The sequence below is a fragment of the Flavobacterium hiemivividum genome, from assembly GCF_004349145.1.
Classification (GTDB): Bacteria; Bacteroidota; Bacteroidia; order Flavobacteriales; family Flavobacteriaceae; genus Flavobacterium; species Flavobacterium hiemivividum.
Genome location: NZ_SMFO01000001.1, coordinates 384,652 through 409,625, shown reverse-complemented (window position 1 = coordinate 409,625; position 24,974 = coordinate 384,652). Strand labels below are relative to the sequence as shown.

Below are 24,974 nucleotides of genomic sequence, written 5' to 3'. Positions count from 1 at the left end.
TATGTTTAAGAATAAAGCTTATATCGGAATTTCGTTTGTAATTCTGGTTTTTGGAATATATGCAATTCCTAAAATAATATCTCGAATTCAAAATGGGGATGTTGTAAAAGGAGGTCGTTTAGATAAGGTTGAAACTGCCGCTTCTATTGATGGTAAATTAGTTAAAATAGGGCCAGCACCTAAATTTGAATTAGTGAATCAAGACAATGTGAAGATTACAAATGAAACGTATAAAGGTAAAGTATATGTTTTAGAGTTTTTCTTTAGTACTTGTCCTTCGATTTGTCCAAAAATGAATCAAAGTATGTTGTTGATCGAAAAGAAATTTTTTGGTAATCCTAATTTCGGTATTGCAGCTATTACTATTGATCCCGCAAACGATACTCCTGCGGTTTTGAAGGAACATGCAAAACTAATAGGAGTAACATCTTCAAACTGGCATTTCTTGACGGGAGATAAAGATTATATATATGATTTAGCTAATAAAGGTTTTAATCTTTATGCAGGTGAGAACAATAAGGCAAGTGGAGGTTTTGAACACTCTGGTTTTTTTGCTCTAATTGATAAAGATGGAAATATCCGTTGCAGACGTGATGATTTTGGGAATCCAATATTATACTACGATGGTTTAGATAAAAAAGGAGTTAGAGATATTCAACAAGATATTAGTATATTATTAAAAGAATAAATGAAATGAAGGATCAAAATTTAGAACAGCGTTATAAAAAATGGATCGTTATTTTATCGATTGCCATTCCACTGGTTGTAGCGCTTCTTTTTGGTGTTAATTTAAAAAGAATGGGTTTTGCAGTAGAGCCTCTTAGTTTTTTACCACCTATCTATGCTACAATTAACGGTTTTACAGCCGTGTTATTAGTCTTAGCTGTAATTGCAATTAAGAAGGGAAATAGAAAGTTGCATGAGAATCTAATGAAAGGAGCTATTGGTTGTTCGATCCTTTTTTTAGGAATGTATGTTTCGTATCATATGACTTCAGACTCTACTAAGTTTGGTGGAGAAGGAATGGTGAAATATATTTATTATTTTATATTAATCACACACATTATCTTGTCGATAGTTATCATTCCTTTGGTTTTAATAACTTATGTACGAGCCTTAGCTCAAGTATTCGATAAACATAAGAAGATTGCTAGAATCACTTTCCCAATTTGGCTATATGTTGCAATAACTGGTGTTGTCGTCTATTTGATGATTTCTCCTTACTACGTTTATTAAATAGTTGAATTAAAAAACTTATAAAAGAATTATGAAAAAGAGCAGTACAATACTATTTTTTATCCTTGCTTTCTTTTTTTCTCTAAATGTAGAAGCACAATGTGCTATGTGTAGAGCAGTATTAGGAGGTGAAGGGAACGCTGAGCAGGCGCAGGCAGTAAACGACGGTATCGTTTACCTGATGGCAATTCCTTACTTACTTGTGGTCGTAATTGGGTACGGTGTGTATCGAATTAGAAAAAATAAAAAGACAGAATAACTCCAATTGTTTCTACTTTAAACCGTCAATCGAAATGTTGATTTCTCCCTTGACTTTAATGAAAGCGATAATGGCGTTGTTTGTTAACTGTACTTTTTGAAATTGTATGTCTTCCATTTTTCCATTTACAAAAACACCTGGTAGGGGGGAATAATTTTTTAGATAGTTCGTCATTGTTTTTTTACCTTCTTCTAAGTTGGCTTGTATTGAATAGCGGCAATTCTCTTTAATTTTTCGAAGAACCAATCCTTGAGCAAGCCAGTTTGCAGTGCGCATTAATTTGTTTTTTGTGTCTAGAACATAATCCAATTCATTAAAATAGATCTCTTTTGACTTGTCGTCGTATTGCGGGAAACCAGATAAATAGATCCTACCATTTAAAGATCCCAATAAATCTAAAGCGATAACCATCTTGCCGTTTTTATGCCAAATAGCGACATCTTGTACTTTTACTTTTTTTCCGCCTGATTCGAATTCTTGCCCGGCAAAGTTTTTCTTCATGATCTTAGAAGCGTCATTATAAGTGGAAACGGCAACGACATTCGCTGAAATCTGATTTGGGATTTTAGTAGCAGCTTTCAATGTGATTTTATTCACGTCAAATTTAGATTGTGGCTGCTGGCCAATTAATGTTTCCATATTGCACTTCATTCCCATTTGTAACGACAATTGATCTTTTTTTAATTTAGTCGTTGTAGTATAAATTTCTAAAGGAACAATTCGCAACCAGCTATCATAGTCGGCATTCATTTGAAAAGGCAAGCATATTTTTTCTAAAGCAGCAAGTAAATTGGGTTTAAAATCCATTGATTTACCAACAGCTTCATCTATTTTTCTTTCTATTTTAGACTTGAATAGTTTGATAGCGGGATTTATTAGGTAAGTAACCGGAACATTTTTTCCTAGAATAGTCGTTGTAGGGCTTTCGTTCCAATCTAAAGAATGAAATTCTGTTTTTGTGTTTAGTTTCCAGTTAGTCAAATTAACATCACTCAACAATGTTACCACTCCGTTAAGGTTAAATTGCTGGGTTTTATAAAATTCAGTTCCTAGTGTTTTTGTGCCAATTCTGTATTTTACAGATACTTTTAAGGGTAGAATAGTTTTTATTCTTTCTCCTGTTTTTTCGCTAAAGGATACAATACTGATAGGAGCCAGTTTCCATACTTGCATTTCGATATCATCATCTTCAATTATATTGTCTTCGTAGATTAAACCGTTTAGGAGTGCGTTGGTCTGGTTTTCAATGTCCTTAAGTTTTATACTAATGGGTAAATTAATAAAAGAAGGTGTATTGTCGTAGACTAAAGGAGTGGCGTCGTCTGGTTCTGGTTTTAGTGAGGTGATTTTTTGAGAAGAAGAGCAGCTAGTTATAAGCATAAAGGCGAACGCAAAAAGTAAGAAAGAAGTTGATTTTGGCATTTGTTCTGATTTGAGATAGTAAAATTAACGAAACAATTATATTTTTTTTTTTTTTTGTAACAAAAGGATATTTTTAAAGTCTAATCTATTTTAAAAGATAAGCTAAATCCTATACTGTTTTGTATTTTTATTCAATAGTTAAGGAAAATAAAAGCTACATTTATTTAGGCTTTGCATTACAATTTATTCAAAAATATATGTCAAATAAAATTTATTACAGTTTAATCCTATTGCTACTTTACGGCTTGTCGTCGAGCGCTCAAACTAAAAAGTGGACATTAGAAGAGTGTGTTAATTATGCGTTGCAGAATAATATTTCGATAAAACAAACTGAATTAGATATTAAAACTGCAGCTATTGATAAACGAGGAGCGATCGGGAATTTTCTTCCTTCATTAAATGGTAATGCTTCTCATTCTTGGAATATTGGTTTAAACCAAGATATAACAACGGGACTTTTACAAAATCAAACTACGCAGTTTACTTCAGCTGGAGCCAATGTAGGGATTGATATCTACAAAGGTTTGCAGAATCAAAATACACTTAGAAGGGCTAATCTTTCTATAGTTGCCTCTAAGTATCAGCTTGTGAAAATGCAAGAAGATATTGCGCTTAATGTTGCCAATGCTTTTTTACAAGTACTTTTTAATAAGGAAAATTTAAAGGTACAAGAAGTACAAATGAGTATTAATGAAAAGCAGTTAATACGTACTCAGGAATTGGTAAATGCGGGGACAATACCAAAAGGCGACTTGCTAGATGTAAAAGCTACTTTGGCATCTGACAATCAGAAAGTGATTACAGCTGAAAATTCTTTGTTGATTTCGAAATTGAGTTTAGCGCAATTATTACAATTGGATGATTTTCAAGATTTTGACGTTGTAGATGATACGGAAGCAAAAGATGAAAATAATATTTTGTTGCAAACTCCAATAGCGATTTATGATAAAGCGAAAGAAGAAAGAACAGAATTGAAAATAGCCCAGACTAATCTAGAAATAGCTGAGAAAAATGTAGCCATTGCAAAAGGAGGTTTTCAGCCCACTTTACAAGGATTCTACAATTTTAGCACTCGAATTTCTTATGCTGATATTGCATTGCGTGACAACAGCGGAAACGTAATAGGAACGCAGGCGCCACCTCCATTTTTCAGTCAGTTTGGAGATAATAAAGGGCAGTCGTTTGGAGTGCAATTGTCGATTCCTGTCTTTAATGGATTTGCGGCTAGAAATAATGTAGAGCGTTCACAGGTTAACTTAGAGAAATCTAAAATTGCTGTAGAACAACAAGATTTAGATTTGCAAAGAAATGTTTATACTGCGTTTACTGACGCTAAAGGCGCCTTGAATGCACACGAATCTGCGATTGTAGCATTAGAGTCCAGGCAAGAAGCCTATAATTATGCTAAAGAAAAATTTGATGTTGGTTTAATGAATTCGTTCGACTTAAATCAATCGCAGACTTTACTTTCTAATGCACAATCTGACGTGCTTCGAACTAAATACGATTACATTTTCAAAATCAAAATATTAGAATTCTATTTTGGAATTCCTATCATTAAAAATTAATACATTATGTCAAAGAAAACAATTTATCTCATAATAGGCGGTGCCGTTGTCGTTATTGCTTTATTATTAATACTTTCAAAAACAGGCGTTATTGGAAATAAGGATAAAGGAAAAGAGGTTGAAATAGCGATAGTCAATGCGACTACTATTATTGAAACGGTTTCGGCTACCGGTAAAATTCAGCCTGAAATTGAGGTGAAGATTTCATCGGAAGTTTCTGGAGAAATTATTTTATTGCCTGTTAAAGAAGGGCAAGTAGTTAAAAAAGGAGATTTATTAGTTAAAATAAATCCTGATTTATATACCTCAAGCCTAAACAGAACAATCGCAGGATTATCTGGATCCAAAGCGGGATTGACTCAAACGGAAGCTCAGTTTAAAGAAGCTAAATCTAGTTATGAGAGAAATAAAACCTTATTTGATAAGGGGATTATTTCTAAATCAGATTGGGATAAATCTATTGCGTCTTTTGAAGTTGCTAAAGCCAATAAAGAATCGGCTTATTTTAATGTAAAAAGTGCTTCGGCTTCTGTAAATGAAGCGCGCGATAATCTAGGGAGAACTGTAATTTATGCTCCAGCAGATGGAACTATTTCGATGCTTAATGTAGAATTAGGAGAAAGAGTATTAGGAACGCAGCAAATGACAGGAACTGAGATTTTGAGAGTGGCAAACTTGAACAACATGGAAGTGGAAGTTGATGTCAATGAAAATGATATTGTAAAAATTAAGGTAGGTGATGCTGCTAATGTAGAAGTCGATGCTTATTTGAAAAAGCAATTTAAAGGGATGGTGACTAGTATTTCTAATTCGGCTAGCTCCGCTTTAACAGCAGATCAAGTGACCAATTTTAAAGTAAAAATAAGAATTCTTAAAGAGTCTTATCTTGATTTATTAGAAGGGAAACCTGCGGCTTATTCTCCGTTTAGACCGGGAATGACGGCAACTGTAGATATTATTACCAAAACTAAAAAGAACGTATTAGCGGTGCCAATAAGCTCTGTAGTGGTAAAATCAGATACGGCAGCAGTTAGTGAAGTAAAAGTACTAGAGCCTGTAGATGATCAAAAAGCATTGCCAAAAAGTGATAAGAAATACGAATGCGTTTTTGTAAAAGCAGGTGATAAAGCTACGATTCGTGTGATTAAAACCGGAATTCAAGACGATACTAACATCCAGGTGTTAAGCGGTCTTAAAAAAGGAGATGTAGTCATAACGGGACCCTATTCTACTGTTTCTAAAGAATTAAATTCGGGGGATATGGTATTTGTGAAATCAGAAAACGATAAATAAAAAAGCAAGTAGTTTTATTTTAGATTTGTACTTTTGCGATAATTAATTTTATCTAAAATAGAAAAGTATTGGCCTATATTCTTAACATCGAAACATCGACAAAAAATTGTTCGGTAAGTATTGCTAAAGACGGAGAAACCATTGTCTGTAATGAAATTGCAGAAGAGGGATATTCTCATGCAGAACGATTGCATGTGTTTATTGAAGCAAGTCTAAAAGAAGTAGGAATTGCATTTAGTGATATAACTGCTATAGCTGTGAGTCAGGGTCCGGGATCTTACACTGGACTTCGCATCGGGGTTTCTTCTGCTAAAGGACTTTGTTACGCTTCAGGAATTCCACTAATAGCTGTAGATACTTTGCAAATATTGGCAGCTCAGGCACGCATTTCTAATGGATTAATCATTCCTATGATTGATGCCAGAAGGATGGAAGTATATAGTGCCATATTTACGCCTGAATTAATAAATACAAGAGGAACTCGAGCTGAAATTTTAGCTGAGAATTCATTTGAAGATATAGAAGGTCCTATTTATTTTGTAGGTGATTGTGCAGAGAAAGCGCAAACTGTATTGACAAAAGAAAACTTTATTTTCTTAGAAGAAATAATATTTCCGTCTGCAAACGAAATGAGTGCTCTTAGTTTTGAAAAGTTCAAAAATAGCGATACTGTTGACGTCGCTTATTTCGAACCTTTTTACCTTAAAGATTTTATGGTAACCACTTCAAAAAAGTAAATCTAGTAGTTAATTTGTAGCGCTAGACATTTCTTTTACGTACGGTTGAATCACTATTCCGGCTGTATCAAAAGCTGTTTTGCAATTTTCTAAAGTGTCAGTAAAAACGTCGCCAAAATCTTCGCTATTTGCCCAAGGTCGTACTGCTAATTGAATAGCACTATCGGTTAGGTTTTTTACAAAAACTTCAGGTGGAGGTGATTGAAGTACTTTTGGATTCTCATTTAAAACGCTTGTAATTAGATCTTTCGCTTTTTTAATGTCGGAGTCATAAGAAATTGCAAAAGTTAAGTCAGCTCTTCTAATTTTTTCCAAAGAGTAATTAATGATGTTGCCATTCGATAAAATACCATTAGGAATAAATACGGTTTGATTGTTTGCTGTAATTACTTTAGTTACAAAAATCTGGATTTCACTAACTGTACCGAAAACGCCTTGGGCATCTATTGTATGTCCTACTTTAAATGGTTTAAAAACTATAATTAACATTCCGCCTGCAAAATTAGAAAGTGAGCCTTGAAGCGATAATCCTATAGCTAGTCCCATGGCACCAAGAATAGCTACAAAAGAGGAAGTCTCTATACCTAATTTTGATATGAATGTCACAAACAATAATACTCTTAAAACCCAAAGGAGAATATCGGCTAGAAACTTTGTCAGCGTAGGGTCTAATTCTCGCTTGACCATTATTCTTCTGATAAGTCGATTTATTATTCGAATGGTGTAAAGACCTACAAATAATATAAGAAATGCAGAAATCAATTTTGGTGAATAATCGATAAATACTTTTATGATAGTCGCGGCGTAATCAGCGACATTTTTTGTATCTAAATACATTTTTTACTAATAAAAAACCTTCTCAAAGAGGGAAGGCTTGTGTTAATGGGGCAAAAATACAATTTATTATGAGATGACTAAAGAGTAACGTGTTCAATTTTATTATTGAATTTCTGCGAAGAATCGTTATTGCTAATATAGCTTATATAAAAAAAGCGTTTCCGAAGAAACGCTTTTTTTGCATTATCAATTTGAACTATTCAAGTTCAAATGTTACTTTAAGGGTAGCTCTGTATTCTGAGATTTTACCGTCAGAAATAGCAGCGCTTTGATCTTTAATGTAGACCGACCTAATATTTTTAACTGACTTAGAAGCTTTAGCAATTGCTTTTTGTGCAGCGTCTTCCCAACTAACCTTTGAACTAGCAAGTAATTCAATAACTTTTAATACTGACATAATTTCTGTTTTTTAAGATGAACTTAAATTTAGTAATTATTTTCGAAAAAAACACATTAAACAAAGTAATAATTTTATTTAATGCATATAAAGTCAGATAGTTAGGTTTTGTTTGGGCTGAAAGATTGCTTATGCATTAACCGCTTCTACTTGGATTTTCTCGTCATTCAGCATGCTTTTTAACATGTTTTCGATACCAGATTTTAAAGTAAAAGTTGAAGAAGGACAACCGCTACAAGCACCTTGAAGGATTACTTTCACAATTTTATCCTCTTCATTATAAGAATCAAAAACGATGTTTCCTCCATCAGCAGCAACCGCTGGTTTTACATATTCTTCCAGTATATTGATGATTTGTTGTGAAGTAACATCTAAATTGTCAAATTTCTGTGTTTTTGATTTTTCTTGTTTTTCTGCAGCAACAATAACGGATTCATCAAGTACTACACCTCCATTTTCAATGAATTGTTTAATGAAACTTCTAAGTTCTAATGTAATTTCGTCCCAGTTGTTAATTTCGTATTTCGTTACAGAAATATAATTTTCGTCAATGAATATTTCTTTTACATAAGAAAATTTGAATAATTCTTTTGCTAGCGGAGAGGCGGCAGTATCGTCAATGTTTTTAAATTCGATTGCGTTTTTCGTCAACATTCGACTTACAACAAACTTTAATACAGCCGGGTTAGGAGTTGTTTCCCCATAAACGGTGATTGGCTGTTTTTTAGTTTTATTTTCTTCGATAGTAATGATTGTTCCGCCATTGTCAACAAAACTGTTGATCTGTTCTGCTACGGCATCTTTAACATCTTCCCATTCCACAATATTGTATTTTTCTATCGCAATAAAATTTCCCGATAGATATACTGTTTTTACAAACGGCAAATAAAATAATTGTTGAGCAAGAGGAGATGATTTTGCATCGTCTATATTTTTGAATTCAAAACTTTCATTTTGAGTGATAAAATCTTCAAATTCAAATTTAAGTATAGTTGGGTTTTGCGTTTCTTTTATGGTAACTTTTGTCATGATAAATATAAATTTTTACAAATTTACTAAAGTTATTTTCCACGATTAACTATATTTGATATAATAATGAAAAAATTAACTTAACTTTAATTATTCAATCGGCTTTCTTTTAAAATTTTATTCAATAGTATTTCAATGTATGTAAAAATAAAATTATTAATCTGTTTTTTCTTTATTTCATCTTATGCTTTTTCACAAGAAGGAATAGCGGTGTATTCGGACTATTTATCAGATAATTATTATTTGATTCATCCTTCAATGGCAGGTGCTGCTAATTGTTCTAAAATTAGACTAACAGCTCGCAAACAGTGGTTTGGTCAAGAAGATGCGCCTGAACTGCAAACCTTAAGTTTTAATGGAAGAGTTAGCGAAAAAGCGGGAGCTGGAATTATTCTTTTCAATGATAAAAATGGATATCATTCCCAAAAAGGAATTAAACTTACCTATGCCTATCATCTTATGTTTTCAAGGGACGAGATCGATTTGAATCAATTGTCATTTGGTATTAGTGGAGGTTTGATTCAGAGCCAGTTAGACGAGACTAGTTTTTTAGAATCTGGAGACTTTGATCCTATTATTGATGGAACGGTTGTTCAAAAGGATTCTTATTTCAATGTAGATATTGGAGCCTCATATAATTATTTAGATTTTTATGCACACGGTACTGTAAAGAACGCGATTGAGACTAGAAGAGATATTTATACGGAGTATGAAAGTGATAATTTAAGGAAATATTTATTGAGTGCCGGTTATGTTTTTGGAGATAGTAATAGAATTTTGTGGGAGCCTTCTGTTTTATTTCAGCTGGTCGAAAAAACACAGGAGAAGTCAATCGATATAAACATGAAGGCTTATAAAAGCTTTGATTTTGGAACACTTTGGGGAGGGCTGTCTTATCGCAGAAGTTTTGATGGTGCACAATATACTGATGGGAATGGTGTTTCCAGTCAAAAACTACAATACATTACCCCAATAGTGGGAGTAAACTTCAATAATTTTATGTTTGCATATACGTATTCACATCTTTCTGGTGCAGTTAAATTTGATAATGGTGGCTATCACCAGATTACCTTAGGAATCAATTTATTCTGTAAGCCTGTAAAATACGAATGTAAATGTCCTGCCATTAATTAAATCTAATTTATATATTAAATGTTAATAAAATCTGTGAACGGAAAGTCGCCTCGTATACCTGAGGATTGTTATGTGGCTGAAAACGCAACTATTGTTGGTGATGTAAGTTTTGGAGAATCTTGTAGTGTTTGGTTTAATGCCGTTATTAGAGGAGATGTGAATTTTATTAAGATTGGGAATAAGGTAAATATTCAGGACGGTGCGGTGATTCATTGTACTTATAAAAAACACCCTACGGTTATTGGTAACAATGTGTCTATTGGTCACAACGCTATCGTACACGGTTGCGTAATTAACGATAATGTGTTGATTGGAATGGGAGCAATAGTTATGGATAATTGTACTATTGAGAGTAATTCCATTGTGGCAGCAGGTGCTGTTGTAACTCAAAATACAACAGTCGAATCAGGTTCAATCTGGGCTGGAGTTCCTGCAAAGAAAGTGAAAGATATCGATCAATCTGATTTTGCAGGTGAAATAGAGCGCATTTCTAATAACTACGTAATGTATTCTGGTTGGTTCAAAGAGGAGTAAGACTTTGGATTAAAAATCTCTTTCTATAACATCATATTTATTTTCTAAGATCTCCCTTAATACTGTTGGATCTGCATTTGTATAGAAAATAGGTTTGCCATTGTTTTCTGTTCTAAAACCCACCTTTTCTTTTAATAGATTTTGCGTTTGTTTTGCAACGGCTTGGCCTGAATCTATAATCTGAATATGGTGTGGAAGGATTGCTTTTATTTGTGGAATCAGATACGGATAATGACTACATCCCAATACCAGGTAATCGATATCGGCTTCAATCATAGGATTCAAGTACGAGTGAAGTAATTGTGTCATTTCAGTAGAATGCATTTTCCCACTTTCGATAAGTGGTACTAATCCATGACCTACTTGATCAATAATTTTAGTGTTTTGAAACTGTTGTGCCGTTTTAGTAAAAAGCTCGCTGATAAGCGTTCCTTGTGTCGCTAGGATGCCTATTTTTTGTGTTTTTGAGTTTGTTGCAGCGGGTTTTATGGCCGGTTCTATGCCAATAAAAGGAATGTCATATTTAGCCCGTAATTCTCGAATCGCATTTGTGGTAGCTGTATTGCAGGCAACAACAATGAGCTTACAATTCATTTTAATGAGTAAGTCAGTATTTTTCATGCTCAAAGCAATAATCTCTTCTTTTGATTTTTGTCCATAAGGAGCGTTCTTGCTGTCTGCAAGGTATATGGTTTTTTCATTGGGAAGCAACTGATGGATCTCTTTCCAAATTGAAGTGCCGCCTATGCCTGAATCGAAAATGCCTATTGGTTGGTTGTTGTCCATCAAAACAAAGTTAAGTGGTATCGATTAATAATCCTAAGGAATTTATAGGGCAAAAAAATACCGCTCGATCCTGTGAAGGATGAGCGGTCTTTTTTATGTTGTCTTTTTTATTTCCTAGAAACCTAGGTCTTTTTTTACATCAGCAGTCAAGTTAGGACCGTCAGCAAGTAAAAGAGAAGAACCATCTAAAACGTATTGGAAACCTTTAGCTTTTCCAATTTTTTGGATTGAAGTTCTTACTTTTTCCATTAATGGTTTTACAATATCAGATTCTTTTTGTTGCAATTCTTTTTGAGCATTGTCTCTAAAGTCAACAATTCTTTTTTGCATGTCCTGAACTTCTTTAGAACGATCTGCATTTATCGCTTCAGTAACTGTAGCAGACTCTGCTTCGTATTTTTTTAATTTTCCTTGGTATTCTTCAACCATTTTTTTGTAATCTCCATCATATGTTGCGCTTAATTTCTCTAATTGCTTTTGAGCATCTAGCATAGCAGGCATTTTAGCCATGATTTCACTTACATCAACATGTGCAGTTTTTGCTTGTGCGTTAATAGTTTGATTTGCTCCGAAAATGAATAGTGCAGCAATTAATAAAGTTTTAATCTGTTTCATCGTTTTTAAAATATTAAGTAATTAGTTATTGTTTAGTTTTTAATTGTTCTTCTCTTGCCTTCTTGATTGAATCTCTTACTTGAAGCATTTTTAGTCTTCGTTCTTCTACAGCTTTCTTGCGGTCTTCAATTACTTTCTTACGATCTTCCAGTATTTTGTTTCTCGCATCAAGTTGTTCTTGTTTTGCAATTTCAGCGGCTGTTTTTGCAGCTTCTTTGTTATCCCTTGCTATAGTGCTTTCTTTTAAGTCTGCTATTTTAGATGTTTCAGAAACCGTGCCACTTTTTTTTGCTTCTCTATCTGAAAGCATTTTTTGTCGTCTTTCCTCAAAGTCTGCTTTCTTTTTTTCTTGAGCTAACTTTCGCCCTTCAAGGATCGAATCTCTTAGCGCTTTTTTATCGTCCAGTATTTTTTGTCTTTCAGATAACAAAGGATTGTCTGCAATTGCGTCTTCCTTACTTTGTTTCTCTTCTTGAGCTTCAAGTTGTTTTTTTGTCAACTGTTCTCTTTTGTCTGATCTGGTTAGTACTCGTAATACTTGGTCGCTTATGTCAAATCTTTTTGCAGAAAACAGCATCGTTAAATCGGAAGACTTGTCGAAAACAAAATCGTATTTTTGTGTTTCTGCAATGTCTTGAACGGCGGTGAATATCTGGTCTTGTATTGGTTTTACTAAAACAGCTTTTTGCATCATCAAATCACCATTCGCACCAAATCTTTTTTGCTGAAAGTCCAACATTTCATTTTCAAGGAACTTGATTTCTAACTCCCGTTCCTCTATCAACGCTTTTGTTAATAATGGTTTTTCAGCGGAAAGTGCTTCTTTTATTTTATTGATTTCGATTTTCTTCGTCTCAATTTCTTGTTTCCATTTCTGTGCTTTTTGCTCCAGTTGGACTGTTGCTTGGGCATAATTAGGAACATTTTCTAGAATATACTCCATGTCAATGTAGCCTATTTTTGTTCCTCTGGTTTGCGAGTGAGCTGTATTGAATACAACCACGGCTAAGAATAGTATTAGAAATTGTTTTCTCATAACTTAATGGTATTAGAAAATCGTTAATCAATTCTTTTTAAAATTGCTGCCCAATAATGAAATGGGTTTCCCATCCATTTGCTGTGTTTTGCCCAGGTAGAGCATCAAACCCATGTCCAAAATCGATACCTAATAATCCAAATGCTGGCATAAATACGCGTAATCCAACTCCTGCTGAACGGTTTAATTCAAATGGGTTATAACTTTTAAAATCTGGAAATGACGAACCTGCTTCTAAAAATCCTAATGCATATATAGATGCAGATGATTTCAAGGTTATAGGATAACGTAATTCCATAGAGAATTTATTGTATACTGTTGCTCCAATTTGTTCTCCAACACTATTTATAGGCGTCAAGGAATTATTTGGGTAACCTCTCAATTGTATCGTTTCTCTACCGTCCATTGAGTAATTTGCTAATCCGTCTCCTCCTACATAAAATCTTTCAAATGGAACAGCTCCTCTTTCTTGATTGTATGCGCCTAAGAATCCAAATTCAGTTAACGTTCGTAGTACTAATTTACCATAAACTTTCGTATACCAATCTGCTTTGAACTTTATTTTGTAATATTCTAACCAATTAAATTTCTTTTGATCCACTAATGCTGGATCTGCAGCGGCATCTGCGAAGTTAAAAACTTTGTTCCCAGCAGCGTCAATATAGTCACCAATTGCTACTGTATTTCCATTTGCGTCAACTTGATTTGATCTATCAACAGTATTTTTTAATTTGTACTCTTCTTTATCACCTAAGGTAGCATAGTCAATTCCGTTTAAAAGGGAATAAGGAGGCGTTAATTTTGCTGAAATACTAAACTCCGAACCATAAGTTGGGAAGATAGGATTCACACCTTTATTACTTCTAGATAATCCAATAGTGTAAGCTAAGTTTCTTGAAGCTCCATTACCAAAGGTAAACAATCCAGTATTATAATTTTGCAAATCGTAATGTTGGTAACTTATAGATTGTGATAAAACAAAGAAATCATCTGGTACAGTTAATCTTTTAGCTAATCCAACCGACAGTGTCAAGATATTGAAACTTTTATCTTTGTCTACTCTTTGCGTTATATAATTGTTTAAAAATTGTTTACTGTAGGATATAGAAGAACTAAATGAAACTGGTTTCTTTTGTCCAAACCATGGTTCAGAAAACGAAACGCTATAGGTTTGGAAATAAGTACTTGCTTGAAGCCTTAAAGATACTTTTTGTCCATCACCCATAGGTAAAGGTTTGTACGCCTCTTTATTAAATATATTTCTTGCCGAGAAATTGTTGAAGGACAAGCCTAATGTACCAATGAAACCACCACCACCATAACCTCCTTGAAGCTCTATTTGGCTAGATCCTTTTTCAATAAGATTGTACTCAATATCTACAGTTCCTGCTGCTGCGTCTACATTTTTAAATTTAGGGTCGATTGCTTCAGGGTCGAAAAATCCTAATTGACCAATTTCACGAATGGTTCTAACTAGTAATTCTTTATTGTATTTTTCTCCAGGTTTAGTTCTAAGTTCTCTGTAGATAACGCGGTCGTTAGTTTTGTCATTTCCTACAACAGTAATTTTATTGAAATACGCTAGAGGTCCTTCGGTAATTCTTATTTCGAAATCAATCGTATCATTAACTGTTCGTACTTCAACTGCATTTATGTTTGAAAATAAATAGCCGCTATTTTGATAAAGATTAGTAATGTCTTCTCCGTCTGGTTTTGAAGCATCAGCTATTCTTTTTTGTAGTAAAACACCGTTATAAGTCTCTCCTGTTTTAACGCCAATTATTTGATTTAATAATTGATCTGAGTAAACTGTATTCCCTAGGAATTTAATATTACCAAAATAGTATTTATTTCCTTCCTCTACATTGATCTTGATCGATAATGCATTTTTATCTTTAAGGTAAGTAATAGAATCAGAAATTATTCTTGCATCTCTATATCCTTTCTCTTTATAAGAAGCGATTACTTTTTCTAAGTCTGTTTTGTATTTTGCTTTTATAAATTTAGACGCTTTTAGTACGCGAAATACATTTTTTTCCTTGGTGTCTTTCATCGCTTTGCGCAATGTTTTGTCAGATATCTCTTTGTTACCTATAAAATCAATTTCAGTAATTTTCACCTTGTCTCCCTTGTCAATGTTCACAACCATGTTTACTTGGTTCACTGCAGAAGTATCTGGTACAACGTTGATATTTACTTTGGTGTTATAATATCCGTCTTTTTTGTATTTGTTTTCTATGTAGTTTTTTGTCGTAGTGATTAAGTTTTCATTTACGACTTTGCTCTTCGTTAGACCGTTGTCTTTAATTAAAGCTTCGGTTTTGCTTTTCTTAACTCCAACAAACTTTACATTGTTTAATTTTGGTAGTTCCTTGATTTCCAGATCAAGATAGATACTGTCATTTTCGATTCTATTAATGTAAAATGAAATTTCATCAAAAAGTCCTAGTTTACCTAATTTTTTGATTGCGCTACTGATTTCTTCACCAGGAACTGTTATTTGCTGACCTTTTTCAAGACCTGCAAAGGTTATAACTGTTTGGTCGTTGAAACTAATTTTATTAGTAAGGACTACATCGGCTAATATGTATTTCTGACCTTGGTCGAAAGGAACTCTTTCTTGAGCTTTGACTTGTGAAAAACTTCCCAATATTAAAAGGGTAAGGACTGCTTTTATACTTTTATTCAACACTAAAAAATTATTTAATTTGTTCACTTGTTTTTCCAAATCTACGTTCTCTTTTTTGATAACTAATGATAGCCTCATATAAATTTTGTTCTTTAAAGTCTGGCCACAATACATCAGTAAAATATAATTCGGCATAGGCTATTTGCCATAGCAAGAAATTACTTATTCTATGCTCTCCACTTGTTCTTATTAATAAATCGACATCTGGTAAATTTTGCGTGTAAAGATGCTCATTTATAATTGAATCGTCAATACTGTCTATTGAAATTATATTATTTTTAACTTTATTACTGATGTTTTTTACAGCATTTACTAATTCTTCTCTAGAACCATAACTCAATGCTAATGTTAGAGTCATATGAGTATTGTCCTTAGTTTTATGAATAACGTCAAGAAGCTCTTTTTGAGCTGATTGTGGTAATTGTTCAAGATTACCTATCGTGTTTAATTTGATATTGTTTTCTAGAAGTGTTGGAAGTTCTTTTTTTAAAGATTTTATCAGGATCTTCATTAAAGTATCTACTTCTAGTTTCGGTCGGTTCCAGTTTTCTGTAGAAAAGGCGTAAAGCGTTAAGTTTTCTATGCCTAATTTAGCACAGGTTTTTATAATAATCTTTACAGACTTTGTTCCGCTCTCATGACCGAACGCTCTAAGGAAACCTTGTTGTTTTGCCCATCGTCCATTTCCATCCATTATAATGGCTAAATGTGAGGGTAAGTTATTTTTATTAATGTGTTCTAATAAATCCATTTTTTTATTCTGCGCAATAGCATGGTTTTTCTCCAAAGGTATAGGTTAAGGTTAACCCAGAAAAAACGTACCAGTCATTATTATTTATATTTCCAAATTGTAATGGTTTCAAACCTTCCCTCTTGGGATTACTTCCCTCCAGATTGTCGGTTAGGGTGTAACGTGCACCTGCCTCTAATGCTAGAATTAAGCTAGGCGTAATGTTTGACTTTATTCCTAAAATCATGGGTATGGCAAATGAATTATTGCCTTCATCTTTTTTTGTTTGACCTAATTCAACATACAGCTCATCATATCTAAAAAAACTAATCCCAGAGTACACATAAGGTGTAATTTTACGGCCTAATTGATGAAGATTAAAGTCGAAAAAATTGAATTCAAGGCCTAAAGATACTTCTTTTATGCTATTTTCAAAATGATAGTCTCTTTGATTCCTGCTGGGTTCTCTTGAATCAAGATCATTTGAAGTGATTTTAGATTGGGTATAAGAAAAGCGATAAGAGTGTCTCGGACTTTTATTCCATTTATATAATATTCCAAAAGCAGGCTCATTTGGAGCTATATAAGTTGTTGGTCCTATATCGCCTATATAGTTACTTCCTCCTAGGAAAACTCCAACTTCATGTATTTGTGAATACAGAGTCGTCGTTAAGAGTAAACATATAAATAAGCCAAAGGTTTTGTTCATTTAATTAAAAATTGCGTGCAAATATAATAATTATCGTTTCGAATCAATACCGATTGCCATAAATGTGTCCATTATTTAGATAATAGCCGTTATAATCGATAACGGAGAGGGATTCGTTACTAGTGAAACGAATAAATGAGATAGTATAGTATGCTTTGCGAGTAATAATAAATTAATTTCTTCTGTCCTCGCCCCACAATAATTTTGTGCGAAGTGTTTTTAGAAATGTTTCGTTTGGAATCTCTACCATGTTTATTTCAAAGGGAGTTTTAGTGATAGTCAGTATGGATTCGTTTCTTACAGAGATGACTCTGGAATCTAGTGAAACTAAATAGTACTCTTCTCGTCCTGAAACTTTTAATTTAACTTCAGTTTCGTCAGGGATAACTAGTGGTCTCGCATTTAGATTGTGAGGTGCAATGGGTGTGATAACTAGACCTTTTACATCTGGGGTAAATATAGGGCCTCCACAACTTAGAGAATATCCCGTAGATCCTGTAGGTGTGGATACTATTAAGCCATCGGCCCAATAGGAATTTAAATATTCGCCATTAAGAAAGGTCTCAATGGTGATCATCGAAGTAGTGTCTTTCCGGCTAACGGTAATTTCGTTCATAGCAAAATTGATGTCTTGAAGAGAGTCATTGACCGGGTCACAAGATAGACTCAACAAAGTTCTTTTAGAAAGCGTGTATTTTTTATCAATTACAATTTGTAGAAACTCATCAATTTTTTCTTTTTGAACTGTTGCTAGGAAACCTAAACGGCCAGCATTTATACCTAAAATAGGAATTCCAGAATTCCGTATTAAAGTGGCTGCTCTTAGCATGGTTCCGTCGCCACCAATGCTTATTAACATATCAAAACTTTGATCTAATTCTGTGTGGGAAGAAAAAGTGCTGTATTGTTCTTTTATGATTTTCTTTTCATATAACATCTCTAGAAAAGAAGCTTCAATAACTAACTCTACTTTGTTTTTAGTAAAAAAAATGAATATGTCTCTTATAATAGGTTCGGTACTATTTTGATAATATTGACCGTATATGGCTATTTTCATTATTTTATTTAATGGTTTGTTTGTAAAATCGTTTGTTCGTATAGCGGTTTATATTGGAAACTAAATAGACACTTACATATTAAGGTATTTGTCTAAGTAGTCTGAGCGCTCTTTCAAAGTATTGATATAATCGTCTTCTTGGTGTTCTGATATTATTTCGTAATTATACCTTCTGAAGGTTTGGATTATTTCGTTAATAGCGCCTAAGCTAATTTTCATAGTTACTTCGATGCTATTCCCATCAGATTCAGAAATAAATAAGCCCAAAAGTTTTCCGTTATTGCTTTCTACAATTTGGGTAATCTGCCCCATAGAATAATCTACTATTCCTTTTTTTACCTTTAATATTAGTCCGTGCTCTTTCAGAAATGGAGTTTGGTGGAAAAAACTCATTATATCGTCTAATTCATAATAGCCAACATAGCTGTTGTTTTCATCTAAAACGGGAATCAAGTTGGTATGGTTTTTTGCAAAAACCTCTAATACTTCAAGCCAGATAGAATCTTTCCTAGTAAAAAAGGTTGCAAGAGTATATTTGTAGTCGATTACTTTTTTGTCACTGTCAAAAGTTTCAATATCTTCAGATGAGATACTGCCAATGTAGATTCCCTCTTCAACAACTGGAAAGTGTGAAAAAGTGATGTCATCAAAAAAGTCTTTAACAGAAGCAATAGTCTCCTGGCTGTCAATGGCTTTAAAATCAGTAGTTATGTAGTTTGTAATTTCCATCTTAACTAGATCCTTAATTTTTATGCAAAATAATCAAAAAAAGGCAAAAACTCCTACCTTTTACTTTGTATTTTTGTAGCAATTATATAGTTTTATCACTATCAAAAAATATTCCAATGACAAAGTTAAGTGTAAATATCAATAAAATAGCTACTTTACGTAATGCACGCGGAGGAAATGTTCCTGATTTATTAAAAGTGGCCACTGATATTCAAAAATTTGGTGCACAAGGAATCACAATACATCCACGACCAGATGAGCGTCACATCCGTTATCAAGATGCACGCGATCTAAAATCTATTGTTTATACCGAATTCAATATCGAAGGAAACCCACAGCATAATTTTATTGATTTGGTTTTAGAATGCAAGCCAGAACAAGTGACTTTGGTTCCAGATGCAATTGGTGCTATAACCTCGTCCGCTGGCTGGGATACCGTAAAAAATCAAGCGTATTTGACTGAGATGATTCAAGAATTTCAACGCAATGGAATTCGTACCTCGATTTTTGTTGATCCGCGACTTGATATGATAGAAGGAGCAAAGCAAACAGGTACTGATCGCATCGAACTTTATACCGAAGCTTTTGCCCACCAATTTAGTTTAGGAAACAAAAGCGGAATAGATCCTTACGTAAAAGCGGCAGTCCTAGCTAATGAATTCGGATTAGGAATCAATGCAGGACACGATTTAAGTCTGGAGAATATTCAGTTTTTCAGTCAAAATATTCCAGGTTTATTGGAGGTTTCAATTGGCCATGCCTTAATCGCAGAATCGCTATACTTAGGTTTAGAGAATGTGGTTAATATGTATTTGCAAAAATTAAAATAAAATAATTAGGGCGTGCCCTAGTTGAAAAAAAAAAGAAAGTTTTTTTTCAACGAGGTCGGGCTATGCGCTGCAATCTTTTTTTTATTTCGCTATCGCTGCATAATAAAAAAGGATTTTCGCTGCTATCCCTCACGCGCTCGTTAAAACGTACATTATGTTATATTCAAAAATAGAAGGTTCAGGAAAATCCCTTTTAATTCTTCACGGATTTCTGGGAATGTCAGACAATTGGAAAACACTAGGAGTGCAATTTGCAACCGAAGGTTTTGAAGTACATTTGTTAGATCTCCGCAATCACGGACGTAGTTTTCATTCTGAGGAATTCAGCTATGAATTGATGTCCCAGGATATTCTGGAATATTGCAATGCTCATAAACTAACAAATGTCGATATGATAGGCCATTCTATGGGCGGGAAAACGGCGATGCTTTTTGCAACGCAATATCCTGAAATGGTAGATAAGCTTATAGTAGCTGATATAGGACCGAAGTTTTATCCGCAGCACCACCAAACTATTTTGGAAGGACTGAATGCTGTTGATTTTACTACAAAACCAAGTCGTAGTGAAGTCGAAGCAATTTTAGAAGAATACATTACTGATTTTGGAACCAGACAGTTCTTAATGAAAAGCTTGTATTGGCAAGAGCCAGGACAATTGGCCTTTCGTTTTAACCTGGCTGTTTTTAATGAAAAAATGGAAGAAATAGGAGTAGCGCTGCCAGCCACCGCAGCATTTGAAAAACCAACTCTTTTTATCCGTGGCGGAAACTCGAACTATATCTTAGATAGTGATTTTGAAAATATTCAAACACACTTTCCAGTTGCTACGGTAGAAACTATCCCAAATGCAGGACATTGGCTTCATGCCGAAAACCCAGCTCTATTTCATGAGTTGGCCATTTCTTTTTTTAGGGAAATTAATTAATTAAAAAAAGTAGTACTTTTAGTAAAAAATATAAAATATAAATCATGAAATTAATCATCAAAATTCTTATTACATCAGCTTTAGTATTGCTTATCGCAAACTTTATGTCGGGAGTTCATGTGGCAGGTTTTACCACCGCTTTAATTGTAGCAATTGTTCTTGGGTTACTTAATATATTTATCAAACCTATTTTAGTTATTTTGACCTTTCCAATAACGATAGTAACTTTAGGCCTGTTTTTATTAGCGATAAATGCGATTATCATTTTATTATGTGACGGTATCGTAGGAGGATTTAGTGTAGATTCATTCTGGACGGCACTGTTTTTCAGTATTATATTATCGATATTACAGTCCATTATGTACAAAATATTAGGAGAGGACAAGTAAGAATATTCATAAAAAATTAGTAGCGCTGCGCTTATTTTAACAAATCTTTAGCGAGGCGCTATTATGATTTTTAGTACTTTTGAACCCTATTAAAAAAGAAAATGAAAAAATTCCACATCTTATTAATCGTTTTGTTTGGCTTCCTTTTGATGCCAAATACAACTTTTGCATGTGGAAATTCAGATACAAGTTCCTGTGGTATGGAAATGTCTTCTAAGACTAGGAAGAAAGATTGCTGCGAGAAGGATTCTCATTCTAAAAGTAGCAAACACAATAGTTGTAACGGGAAATGCGGACATGCTTTATGCAGCAGTTCATCAGTAAATACAGCTATCGACTCGTTTTTTCAATTTGAAATTCAGAGTTCTAATTTTAATTTTTCGACTGAAAAGCAAAGATTCAATCATTTGATATCCTTCACTTCTGCTGGATATTCTTCCATTTGGCTTATTCCTAAAATAGGCTAAATTCTATTTTTGACAGCCACTACTCTGTCAAATTCAAAGCAAAACTTGCTTTAAAATCATTTATTTATCGGCTATTACTTGATGTTAATCAGAGCTTATATGCTTTCGTTTATCTATTGATTTAGCGCACTCACATTTAAATTATTATACTATGTACTCAATAAAAAAAATATTGATGGCAATAACTCTATTGTTATCAGCTGCAGCGGTTACTGCGCAAATGAAGAATTCTAAAACAAATTCTGTAAAAATATACGGAAACTGCGGTATGTGTGAAACCAAGATCGAAAAGGCAGGAAATATAAAGAATGTCGCTTCGGTGGATTGGAATAAAGACACCAAAATGGCTACACTTACTTACGATTCATCAAAAACTTCAGAGGATGAAATCTTAAAACGTATTGCTTTAGCAGGTTATGACAGTGAGAAGTTCCTTGCTCCAGACTCTGTTTATGATCAATTACACGGTTGTTGTCAATATGATAGAGAAGCAAAAACTACTACAGTGGCAGATGCGAAAGTGGCAGCCTCCACAATGGATCATCACGCAAATCATTCAGCAAGCTCAAAAGAGGTTGCTGTAGAAAATGATCAATTGAAAGTGGTTTTTGATAACTACTTTTCACTAAAAGATGCATTGGTGAAAACCGAAGGTCCAACAGCCTCAGCAAAGTCAAAAGAATTGCTTGTGTCTCTTAATACCGTAGAAATGGACAAACTCGCTATGGACGTTCACATGGTTTGGATGAAAGTAATGAAAGATTTAAAAGCTGACGCTAAGTCGATTGCTGACACTCAAGACATCAAGAAACAAAGAGTGCTTTTTGTGTCTTTGTCAAAAAACATCTATGATTTAATAAAAGTGGCTAAATATGAAACTGCTGTTTTTTATCAATTTTGTCCTATGGCAAACGGTGGTAAAGGGGCCAACTGGTTGAGCAAGGAAAATGCAGTTAAAAATCCATATTATGGTTCTCAAATGATGACTTGTGGTAAAACGGTTGAAACAATAGGGAAATAATCCATTGAACCCTTTTAAAATAAAAGAGTAATGATAAACTTTAAAGATATAATTCTGGCTTGCAGTCTCGTGTTTGTGATGTCAACTGCCAGTGCACAAGTAAAGTTAGGAGATGCTTTTCCTAATATCGCACTTGAAAACAATAATAATGTAACAGTGAGCCTTGAGTCGTTCAAGGGGAAAACGGTTTTAGTAGATTTCTGGGCTTCTTGGTGTGGACCTTGTAGATTAGCTAATAGGAAATTGGTAAAAGTCTATGAAACTTATAAAGACAAGAACTTTGAAATCGTTGGGATATCGCTTGATACAGATAAAACAAAATGGATAAATGCCATTGCCAAAGATAAAATGAAACACCAGCAATTAATTGATGCCAAAGGTTTTGATGCTGCTTCGGCAGTAACTTTTGGAGTCGAAGAATTGCCTGCAGCTTATCTTTTTAATAACGAAGGAATACTAATCGCGATTAATCCGACCGAGGAAGAAATTATCGCTCAAATAAATAAATAAACAGATGAAAATACTAAATATAAAATTCATAGCAATAGCACTTTTAACATTGATTACAAGTGGAAATGCCTTTTCTCAAATCTCTAAAGCCGAAATAATTGCAACAGGACTTACCTGTTCGATGTGTTCGAATGCGATAAACAAACAGTTAAAAGCAATGGAAGTTGTAGAAAGTGTAAGTACTGATTTGAATACGAATACTTTTACGGTTCAGTTCAAGAATAATAATTCAGTACAGCCTATGGTGTTAAAAAATGCAGTTGAAAAAGCTGGATTTTTCGTAGGGTCTATGGTGTTGACAATGCCATTTGATAATGTGAAAGCACAAGATAATGCCGTTGTTAAACAGGATGAAGCTACATTTGTTTTCATTGATACTAAAGCTCAAGTTTTATCTGGAGAAACTAAGGTTAAGATCTTAGACGAAGGTTTTGTTACCCAAAAAGAGTATAAAAAATTAGTAAAATCGTATTCGAAATATCCAACTTATGTAGATGGATCTGATAATAACTATCATATTAAAACATTATAAGATGAGGTATTTAGGCATTGTTTTCTTGGCGCTGATTTCGTTTCAAATTAGTGCTCAAGAACTTTTTGTAGTTACGGAACCCGCGAGTAATGTTCCAGCGGGTTCTATTGGAGTTCGTGTTGGACAATCTCTATTGAAAAAAGAAATTGGTAGCGGTTCTCTTTTTAATTTGTCGCCTGAGGTGACTTGGGGTGTAAACAAAAATTTAATGCTGCGTGCGTCTGCTTTTTTAAATAATAGCAGCAATACATTAAAAGAAGAAGGTGCGGGAGTTTACGCTAAATACCGTTTTTTTTCTCTAGATGATTTACAAAGCCATTTTCGTCTGGCAGCCTTTGGGCGATACAGCTGGACTAATTCGCCGATGCAGCAAGAAGCAATTGATCTTTCTGGAGGAAATTCGGGTTATGAAGTGGGTGTGGTTGCGACGCAGCTAATCAAAAAAGTAGCTCTTAGTACTTCACTTAGTTATAACGGCGTAACTGATGATAAAGAAGATTATGAATTTCCAGAATTACAAAGTAATGCTGCATTCAATTACACCTTTTCCATCGGTAAATTAATGTATCCCAAACGATACACTAGCTTTAAGCAAACCAATATTAATACGATGTTGGAATTTGTAGGGCAAACATTGACTGAAGGCGGAAAATCTTATCTCGATGTTGTGCCTTCAGTGCAATTTATCATCAACAGCCAGGCTAGAATTGACTTAGCATACAAAAAAGAATTGTATAGCTCGATGCTTCGTACTGCCTCTGATGGTTTTTATTTGAAACTAGAATATACTTTTTTTAATGTAGCTAATTAGAAATACCGAGTAAATTGAATTAAATTTATAAAATAAGTGAAATAATTACCCTATTTGAATAATTAAAAATTTATAAAAAATGAAAAATATAATACTTTCGTCCATCGCATTTGTGTTTCTATTTACTGCTTGTAATCAAAAAACTAAAGAAACAGAGAACCTCAATTCTGAAATTGTAGAGAAGGCTGTGCCAACTTCAAATGTAGATTTAGATGTCGCTCAGCCAGAAATAGAAATAAAAAAAGCGACTTCCTCCTCGATAAATATAAATGAAATAGTAAACGATTATTTGAGTTTGAAAAATACGCTTGTAAACGATGATTCGAAAGCGGCTGCCCTAGCGGCTGAAAAATTTATTGTAACTTTAAGCGGCTTGAATTCTAGCTCTTTAGATGTAGACAATAAAAAGAAATATGATGTCATTGGAGCAAAAATGAGCAAAGACTTAAAGCACATTAGTGGCAACGCTGGCAAAATGGATCATCAAAGAGAATACTTTGCATTGGTTAGTAAAGAAGTGACAGATTTGATAAAAACTTTTGGAACTGATCGAAAATTATATAAAGATTACTGTCCAATGTATGATGGCGGGAAAAGTGGTTATTGGATTAGTGAAACCAAAGAAATTAAAAATCCATATTATGGTTCTGAAATGCTAAGTTGCGGCGGGATAGTGGAAACTTTAAAATAGT

General features: G+C 33.7%; 29 protein-coding genes. 17 read left to right on the top strand and 12 right to left on the bottom strand.

Annotated features, from left to right (window positions below; translation table 11 throughout):
- The first annotated feature begins 1 nt into the window (after nt 1).
- The 3 genes from E0F98_RS01865 to E0F98_RS01855 are packed head-to-tail and all read left to right on the top strand — an operon-like array spanning nt 2 to nt 1,495.
- A complete protein-coding gene (locus E0F98_RS01865) occupies nt 2–688 on the top strand; it encodes an SCO family protein (RefSeq protein ID WP_132108636.1) in 687 nt (228 codons plus the stop codon).
- A gap of 5 nt (nt 689–693) precedes the next feature.
- The gene (locus E0F98_RS01860) at nt 694–1,236 is read left to right on the top strand and encodes a DUF420 domain-containing protein (protein ID WP_132108635.1); all 543 of its coding nucleotides are present in this window, start codon (nt 694–696) and stop codon (nt 1,234–1,236) included.
- A gap of 31 nt (nt 1,237–1,267) precedes the next feature.
- The gene (locus tag E0F98_RS01855) at nt 1,268–1,495 is read left to right on the top strand and encodes a hypothetical protein (protein ID WP_132108634.1); all 228 of its coding nucleotides are present in this window, start codon (nt 1,268–1,270) and stop codon (nt 1,493–1,495) included.
- A gap of 12 nt (nt 1,496–1,507) precedes the next feature.
- On the opposite strand, the gene E0F98_RS01850 is transcribed toward E0F98_RS01855, so the two are convergent.
- On the bottom strand, nt 1,508–2,917 hold the full coding sequence (locus tag E0F98_RS01850; protein ID WP_132108633.1) for a DUF4403 family protein: 1,410 nt from the start codon (nt 2,915–2,917) through the stop codon (nt 1,508–1,510).
- 197 nt (nt 2,918–3,114) lie between these two features.
- Here E0F98_RS01850 and E0F98_RS01845 point away from each other — a divergent pair, with 197 nt between their 5' ends.
- From E0F98_RS01845 to tsaB, 3 genes are all read left to right on the top strand, one after another.
- On the top strand, nt 3,115–4,485 hold the full coding sequence (locus E0F98_RS01845; protein ID WP_132108632.1) for a TolC family protein: 1,371 nt from the start codon (nt 3,115–3,117) through the stop codon (nt 4,483–4,485).
- Nucleotides 4,486–4,491: 6 nt separating this feature from the next.
- Entirely contained in the window at nt 4,492–5,778 is a 1,287-nt protein-coding gene (locus E0F98_RS01840) for an efflux RND transporter periplasmic adaptor subunit (protein WP_132108631.1), read from the top strand.
- 68 nt (nt 5,779–5,846) lie between these two features.
- Entirely contained in the window at nt 5,847–6,515 is a 669-nt protein-coding gene (gene tsaB, locus E0F98_RS01835) for a tRNA (adenosine(37)-N6)-threonylcarbamoyltransferase complex dimerization subunit type 1 TsaB (RefSeq protein ID WP_132108630.1), read from the top strand.
- A 9-nt stretch (nt 6,516–6,524) separates the two neighbouring features.
- On the opposite strand, the gene E0F98_RS01830 is transcribed toward tsaB, so the two are convergent.
- The 3 genes from E0F98_RS01830 to E0F98_RS01820 all read right to left on the bottom strand — a co-directional run bounded on the left by E0F98_RS01830 (nt 6,525) and on the right by E0F98_RS01820 (nt 8,778).
- Nucleotides 6,525–7,352 (bottom strand): mechanosensitive ion channel family protein, encoded by an 828-nt coding sequence (locus E0F98_RS01830; protein WP_132108629.1) that lies wholly within the window; start codon nt 7,350–7,352, stop codon nt 6,525–6,527.
- A gap of 196 nt (nt 7,353–7,548) precedes the next feature.
- Nucleotides 7,549–7,749 (bottom strand): dodecin family protein, encoded by a 201-nt coding sequence (locus E0F98_RS01825; protein ID WP_132108627.1) that lies wholly within the window; start codon nt 7,747–7,749, stop codon nt 7,549–7,551.
- 129 nt (nt 7,750–7,878) lie between these two features.
- On the bottom strand, nt 7,879–8,778 hold the full coding sequence (locus E0F98_RS01820) for a NifU family protein (RefSeq protein WP_132108625.1): 900 nt from the start codon (nt 8,776–8,778) through the stop codon (nt 7,879–7,881).
- 135 nt (nt 8,779–8,913) lie between these two features.
- Here E0F98_RS01820 and E0F98_RS01815 point away from each other — a divergent pair, with 135 nt between their 5' ends.
- Both E0F98_RS01815 and E0F98_RS01810 read left to right on the top strand, forming a co-directional pair.
- The gene (locus E0F98_RS01815) at nt 8,914–9,912 is read left to right on the top strand and encodes a PorP/SprF family type IX secretion system membrane protein (RefSeq protein ID WP_132108623.1); all 999 of its coding nucleotides are present in this window, start codon (nt 8,914–8,916) and stop codon (nt 9,910–9,912) included.
- 18 nt (nt 9,913–9,930) lie between these two features.
- A complete protein-coding gene (locus E0F98_RS01810) occupies nt 9,931–10,446 on the top strand; it encodes a gamma carbonic anhydrase family protein (protein WP_132108621.1) in 516 nt (171 codons plus the stop codon).
- A gap of 9 nt (nt 10,447–10,455) precedes the next feature.
- Here the strand turns inward: E0F98_RS01810 and murI are convergent, their stop codons facing one another.
- From murI to E0F98_RS01770, 8 genes are all read right to left on the bottom strand, one after another.
- The gene (gene murI / locus E0F98_RS01805; RefSeq protein WP_132108619.1) at nt 10,456–11,232 is read right to left on the bottom strand and encodes a glutamate racemase; all 777 of its coding nucleotides are present in this window, start codon (nt 11,230–11,232) and stop codon (nt 10,456–10,458) included.
- A 114-nt stretch (nt 11,233–11,346) separates the two neighbouring features.
- Entirely contained in the window at nt 11,347–11,847 is a 501-nt protein-coding gene (locus tag E0F98_RS01800) for an OmpH family outer membrane protein (protein ID WP_132108617.1), read from the bottom strand.
- 25 nt (nt 11,848–11,872) lie between these two features.
- Entirely contained in the window at nt 11,873–12,883 is a 1,011-nt protein-coding gene (locus E0F98_RS01795) for an OmpH family outer membrane protein (RefSeq protein ID WP_132108615.1), read from the bottom strand.
- A gap of 37 nt (nt 12,884–12,920) precedes the next feature.
- Nucleotides 12,921–15,650 carry a BamA/OMP85 family outer membrane protein gene (locus tag E0F98_RS01790; protein ID WP_132108613.1) on the bottom strand — a complete coding sequence of 910 codons (2,730 nt, stop codon included), beginning with the start codon at nt 15,648–15,650 and terminating at the stop codon, nt 12,921–12,923.
- Nucleotides 15,583–16,323: an isoprenyl transferase gene (locus E0F98_RS01785; RefSeq protein ID WP_132108611.1), complete on the bottom strand. Its 741-nt coding sequence runs from the start codon at nt 16,321–16,323 to the stop codon at nt 15,583–15,585. Before E0F98_RS01785 ends, E0F98_RS01790 begins: the two co-directional genes overlap by 68 nt.
- Before the next feature lie 4 nt (nt 16,324–16,327).
- The gene (gene porG, locus E0F98_RS01780) at nt 16,328–17,011 is read right to left on the bottom strand and encodes a type IX secretion system protein PorG (protein ID WP_132108609.1); all 684 of its coding nucleotides are present in this window, start codon (nt 17,009–17,011) and stop codon (nt 16,328–16,330) included.
- Nucleotides 17,012–17,183: 172 nt separating this feature from the next.
- Entirely contained in the window at nt 17,184–18,068 is an 885-nt protein-coding gene (locus E0F98_RS01775) for an NAD kinase (protein ID WP_132108607.1), read from the bottom strand.
- 72 nt (nt 18,069–18,140) lie between these two features.
- Nucleotides 18,141–18,797 carry a CBS domain-containing protein gene (locus E0F98_RS01770; protein WP_132108605.1) on the bottom strand — a complete coding sequence of 219 codons (657 nt, stop codon included), beginning with the start codon at nt 18,795–18,797 and terminating at the stop codon, nt 18,141–18,143.
- Between the two features lie 116 nt (nt 18,798–18,913).
- Here E0F98_RS01770 and E0F98_RS01765 point away from each other — a divergent pair, with 116 nt between their 5' ends.
- The 9 genes from E0F98_RS01765 (at nt 18,914) to E0F98_RS01725 (ending at nt 24,973) form a co-directional block, all read left to right on the top strand.
- Nucleotides 18,914–19,627: a pyridoxine 5'-phosphate synthase gene (locus E0F98_RS01765; RefSeq protein ID WP_132108603.1), complete on the top strand. Its 714-nt coding sequence runs from the start codon at nt 18,914–18,916 to the stop codon at nt 19,625–19,627.
- A 154-nt stretch (nt 19,628–19,781) separates the two neighbouring features.
- A complete protein-coding gene (locus E0F98_RS01760; RefSeq protein WP_132108601.1) occupies nt 19,782–20,552 on the top strand; it encodes an alpha/beta fold hydrolase in 771 nt (256 codons plus the stop codon).
- A gap of 44 nt (nt 20,553–20,596) precedes the next feature.
- Nucleotides 20,597–20,941 carry a phage holin family protein gene (locus E0F98_RS01755; protein WP_132108599.1) on the top strand — a complete coding sequence of 115 codons (345 nt, stop codon included), beginning with the start codon at nt 20,597–20,599 and terminating at the stop codon, nt 20,939–20,941.
- A 101-nt stretch (nt 20,942–21,042) separates the two neighbouring features.
- A complete protein-coding gene (locus E0F98_RS01750) occupies nt 21,043–21,408 on the top strand; it encodes a hypothetical protein (RefSeq protein WP_132108597.1) in 366 nt (121 codons plus the stop codon).
- Between the two features lie 175 nt (nt 21,409–21,583).
- On the top strand, nt 21,584–22,429 hold the full coding sequence (locus E0F98_RS01745; RefSeq protein ID WP_394345839.1) for a DUF3347 domain-containing protein: 846 nt from the start codon (nt 21,584–21,586) through the stop codon (nt 22,427–22,429).
- Between the two features lie 30 nt (nt 22,430–22,459).
- The gene (locus E0F98_RS01740) at nt 22,460–22,939 is read left to right on the top strand and encodes a TlpA family protein disulfide reductase (protein ID WP_132108595.1); all 480 of its coding nucleotides are present in this window, start codon (nt 22,460–22,462) and stop codon (nt 22,937–22,939) included.
- 4 nt (nt 22,940–22,943) lie between these two features.
- The gene (locus E0F98_RS01735; protein WP_132108594.1) at nt 22,944–23,471 is read left to right on the top strand and encodes a heavy-metal-associated domain-containing protein; all 528 of its coding nucleotides are present in this window, start codon (nt 22,944–22,946) and stop codon (nt 23,469–23,471) included.
- 1 nt (nt 23,472) lies between these two features.
- The gene (locus tag E0F98_RS01730; protein WP_132108593.1) at nt 23,473–24,282 is read left to right on the top strand and encodes a hypothetical protein; all 810 of its coding nucleotides are present in this window, start codon (nt 23,473–23,475) and stop codon (nt 24,280–24,282) included.
- A gap of 79 nt (nt 24,283–24,361) precedes the next feature.
- On the top strand, nt 24,362–24,973 hold the full coding sequence (locus tag E0F98_RS01725; RefSeq protein WP_132108592.1) for a DUF3347 domain-containing protein: 612 nt from the start codon (nt 24,362–24,364) through the stop codon (nt 24,971–24,973).
- The last annotated feature ends 1 nt before the right edge of the window (nt 24,974 follow it).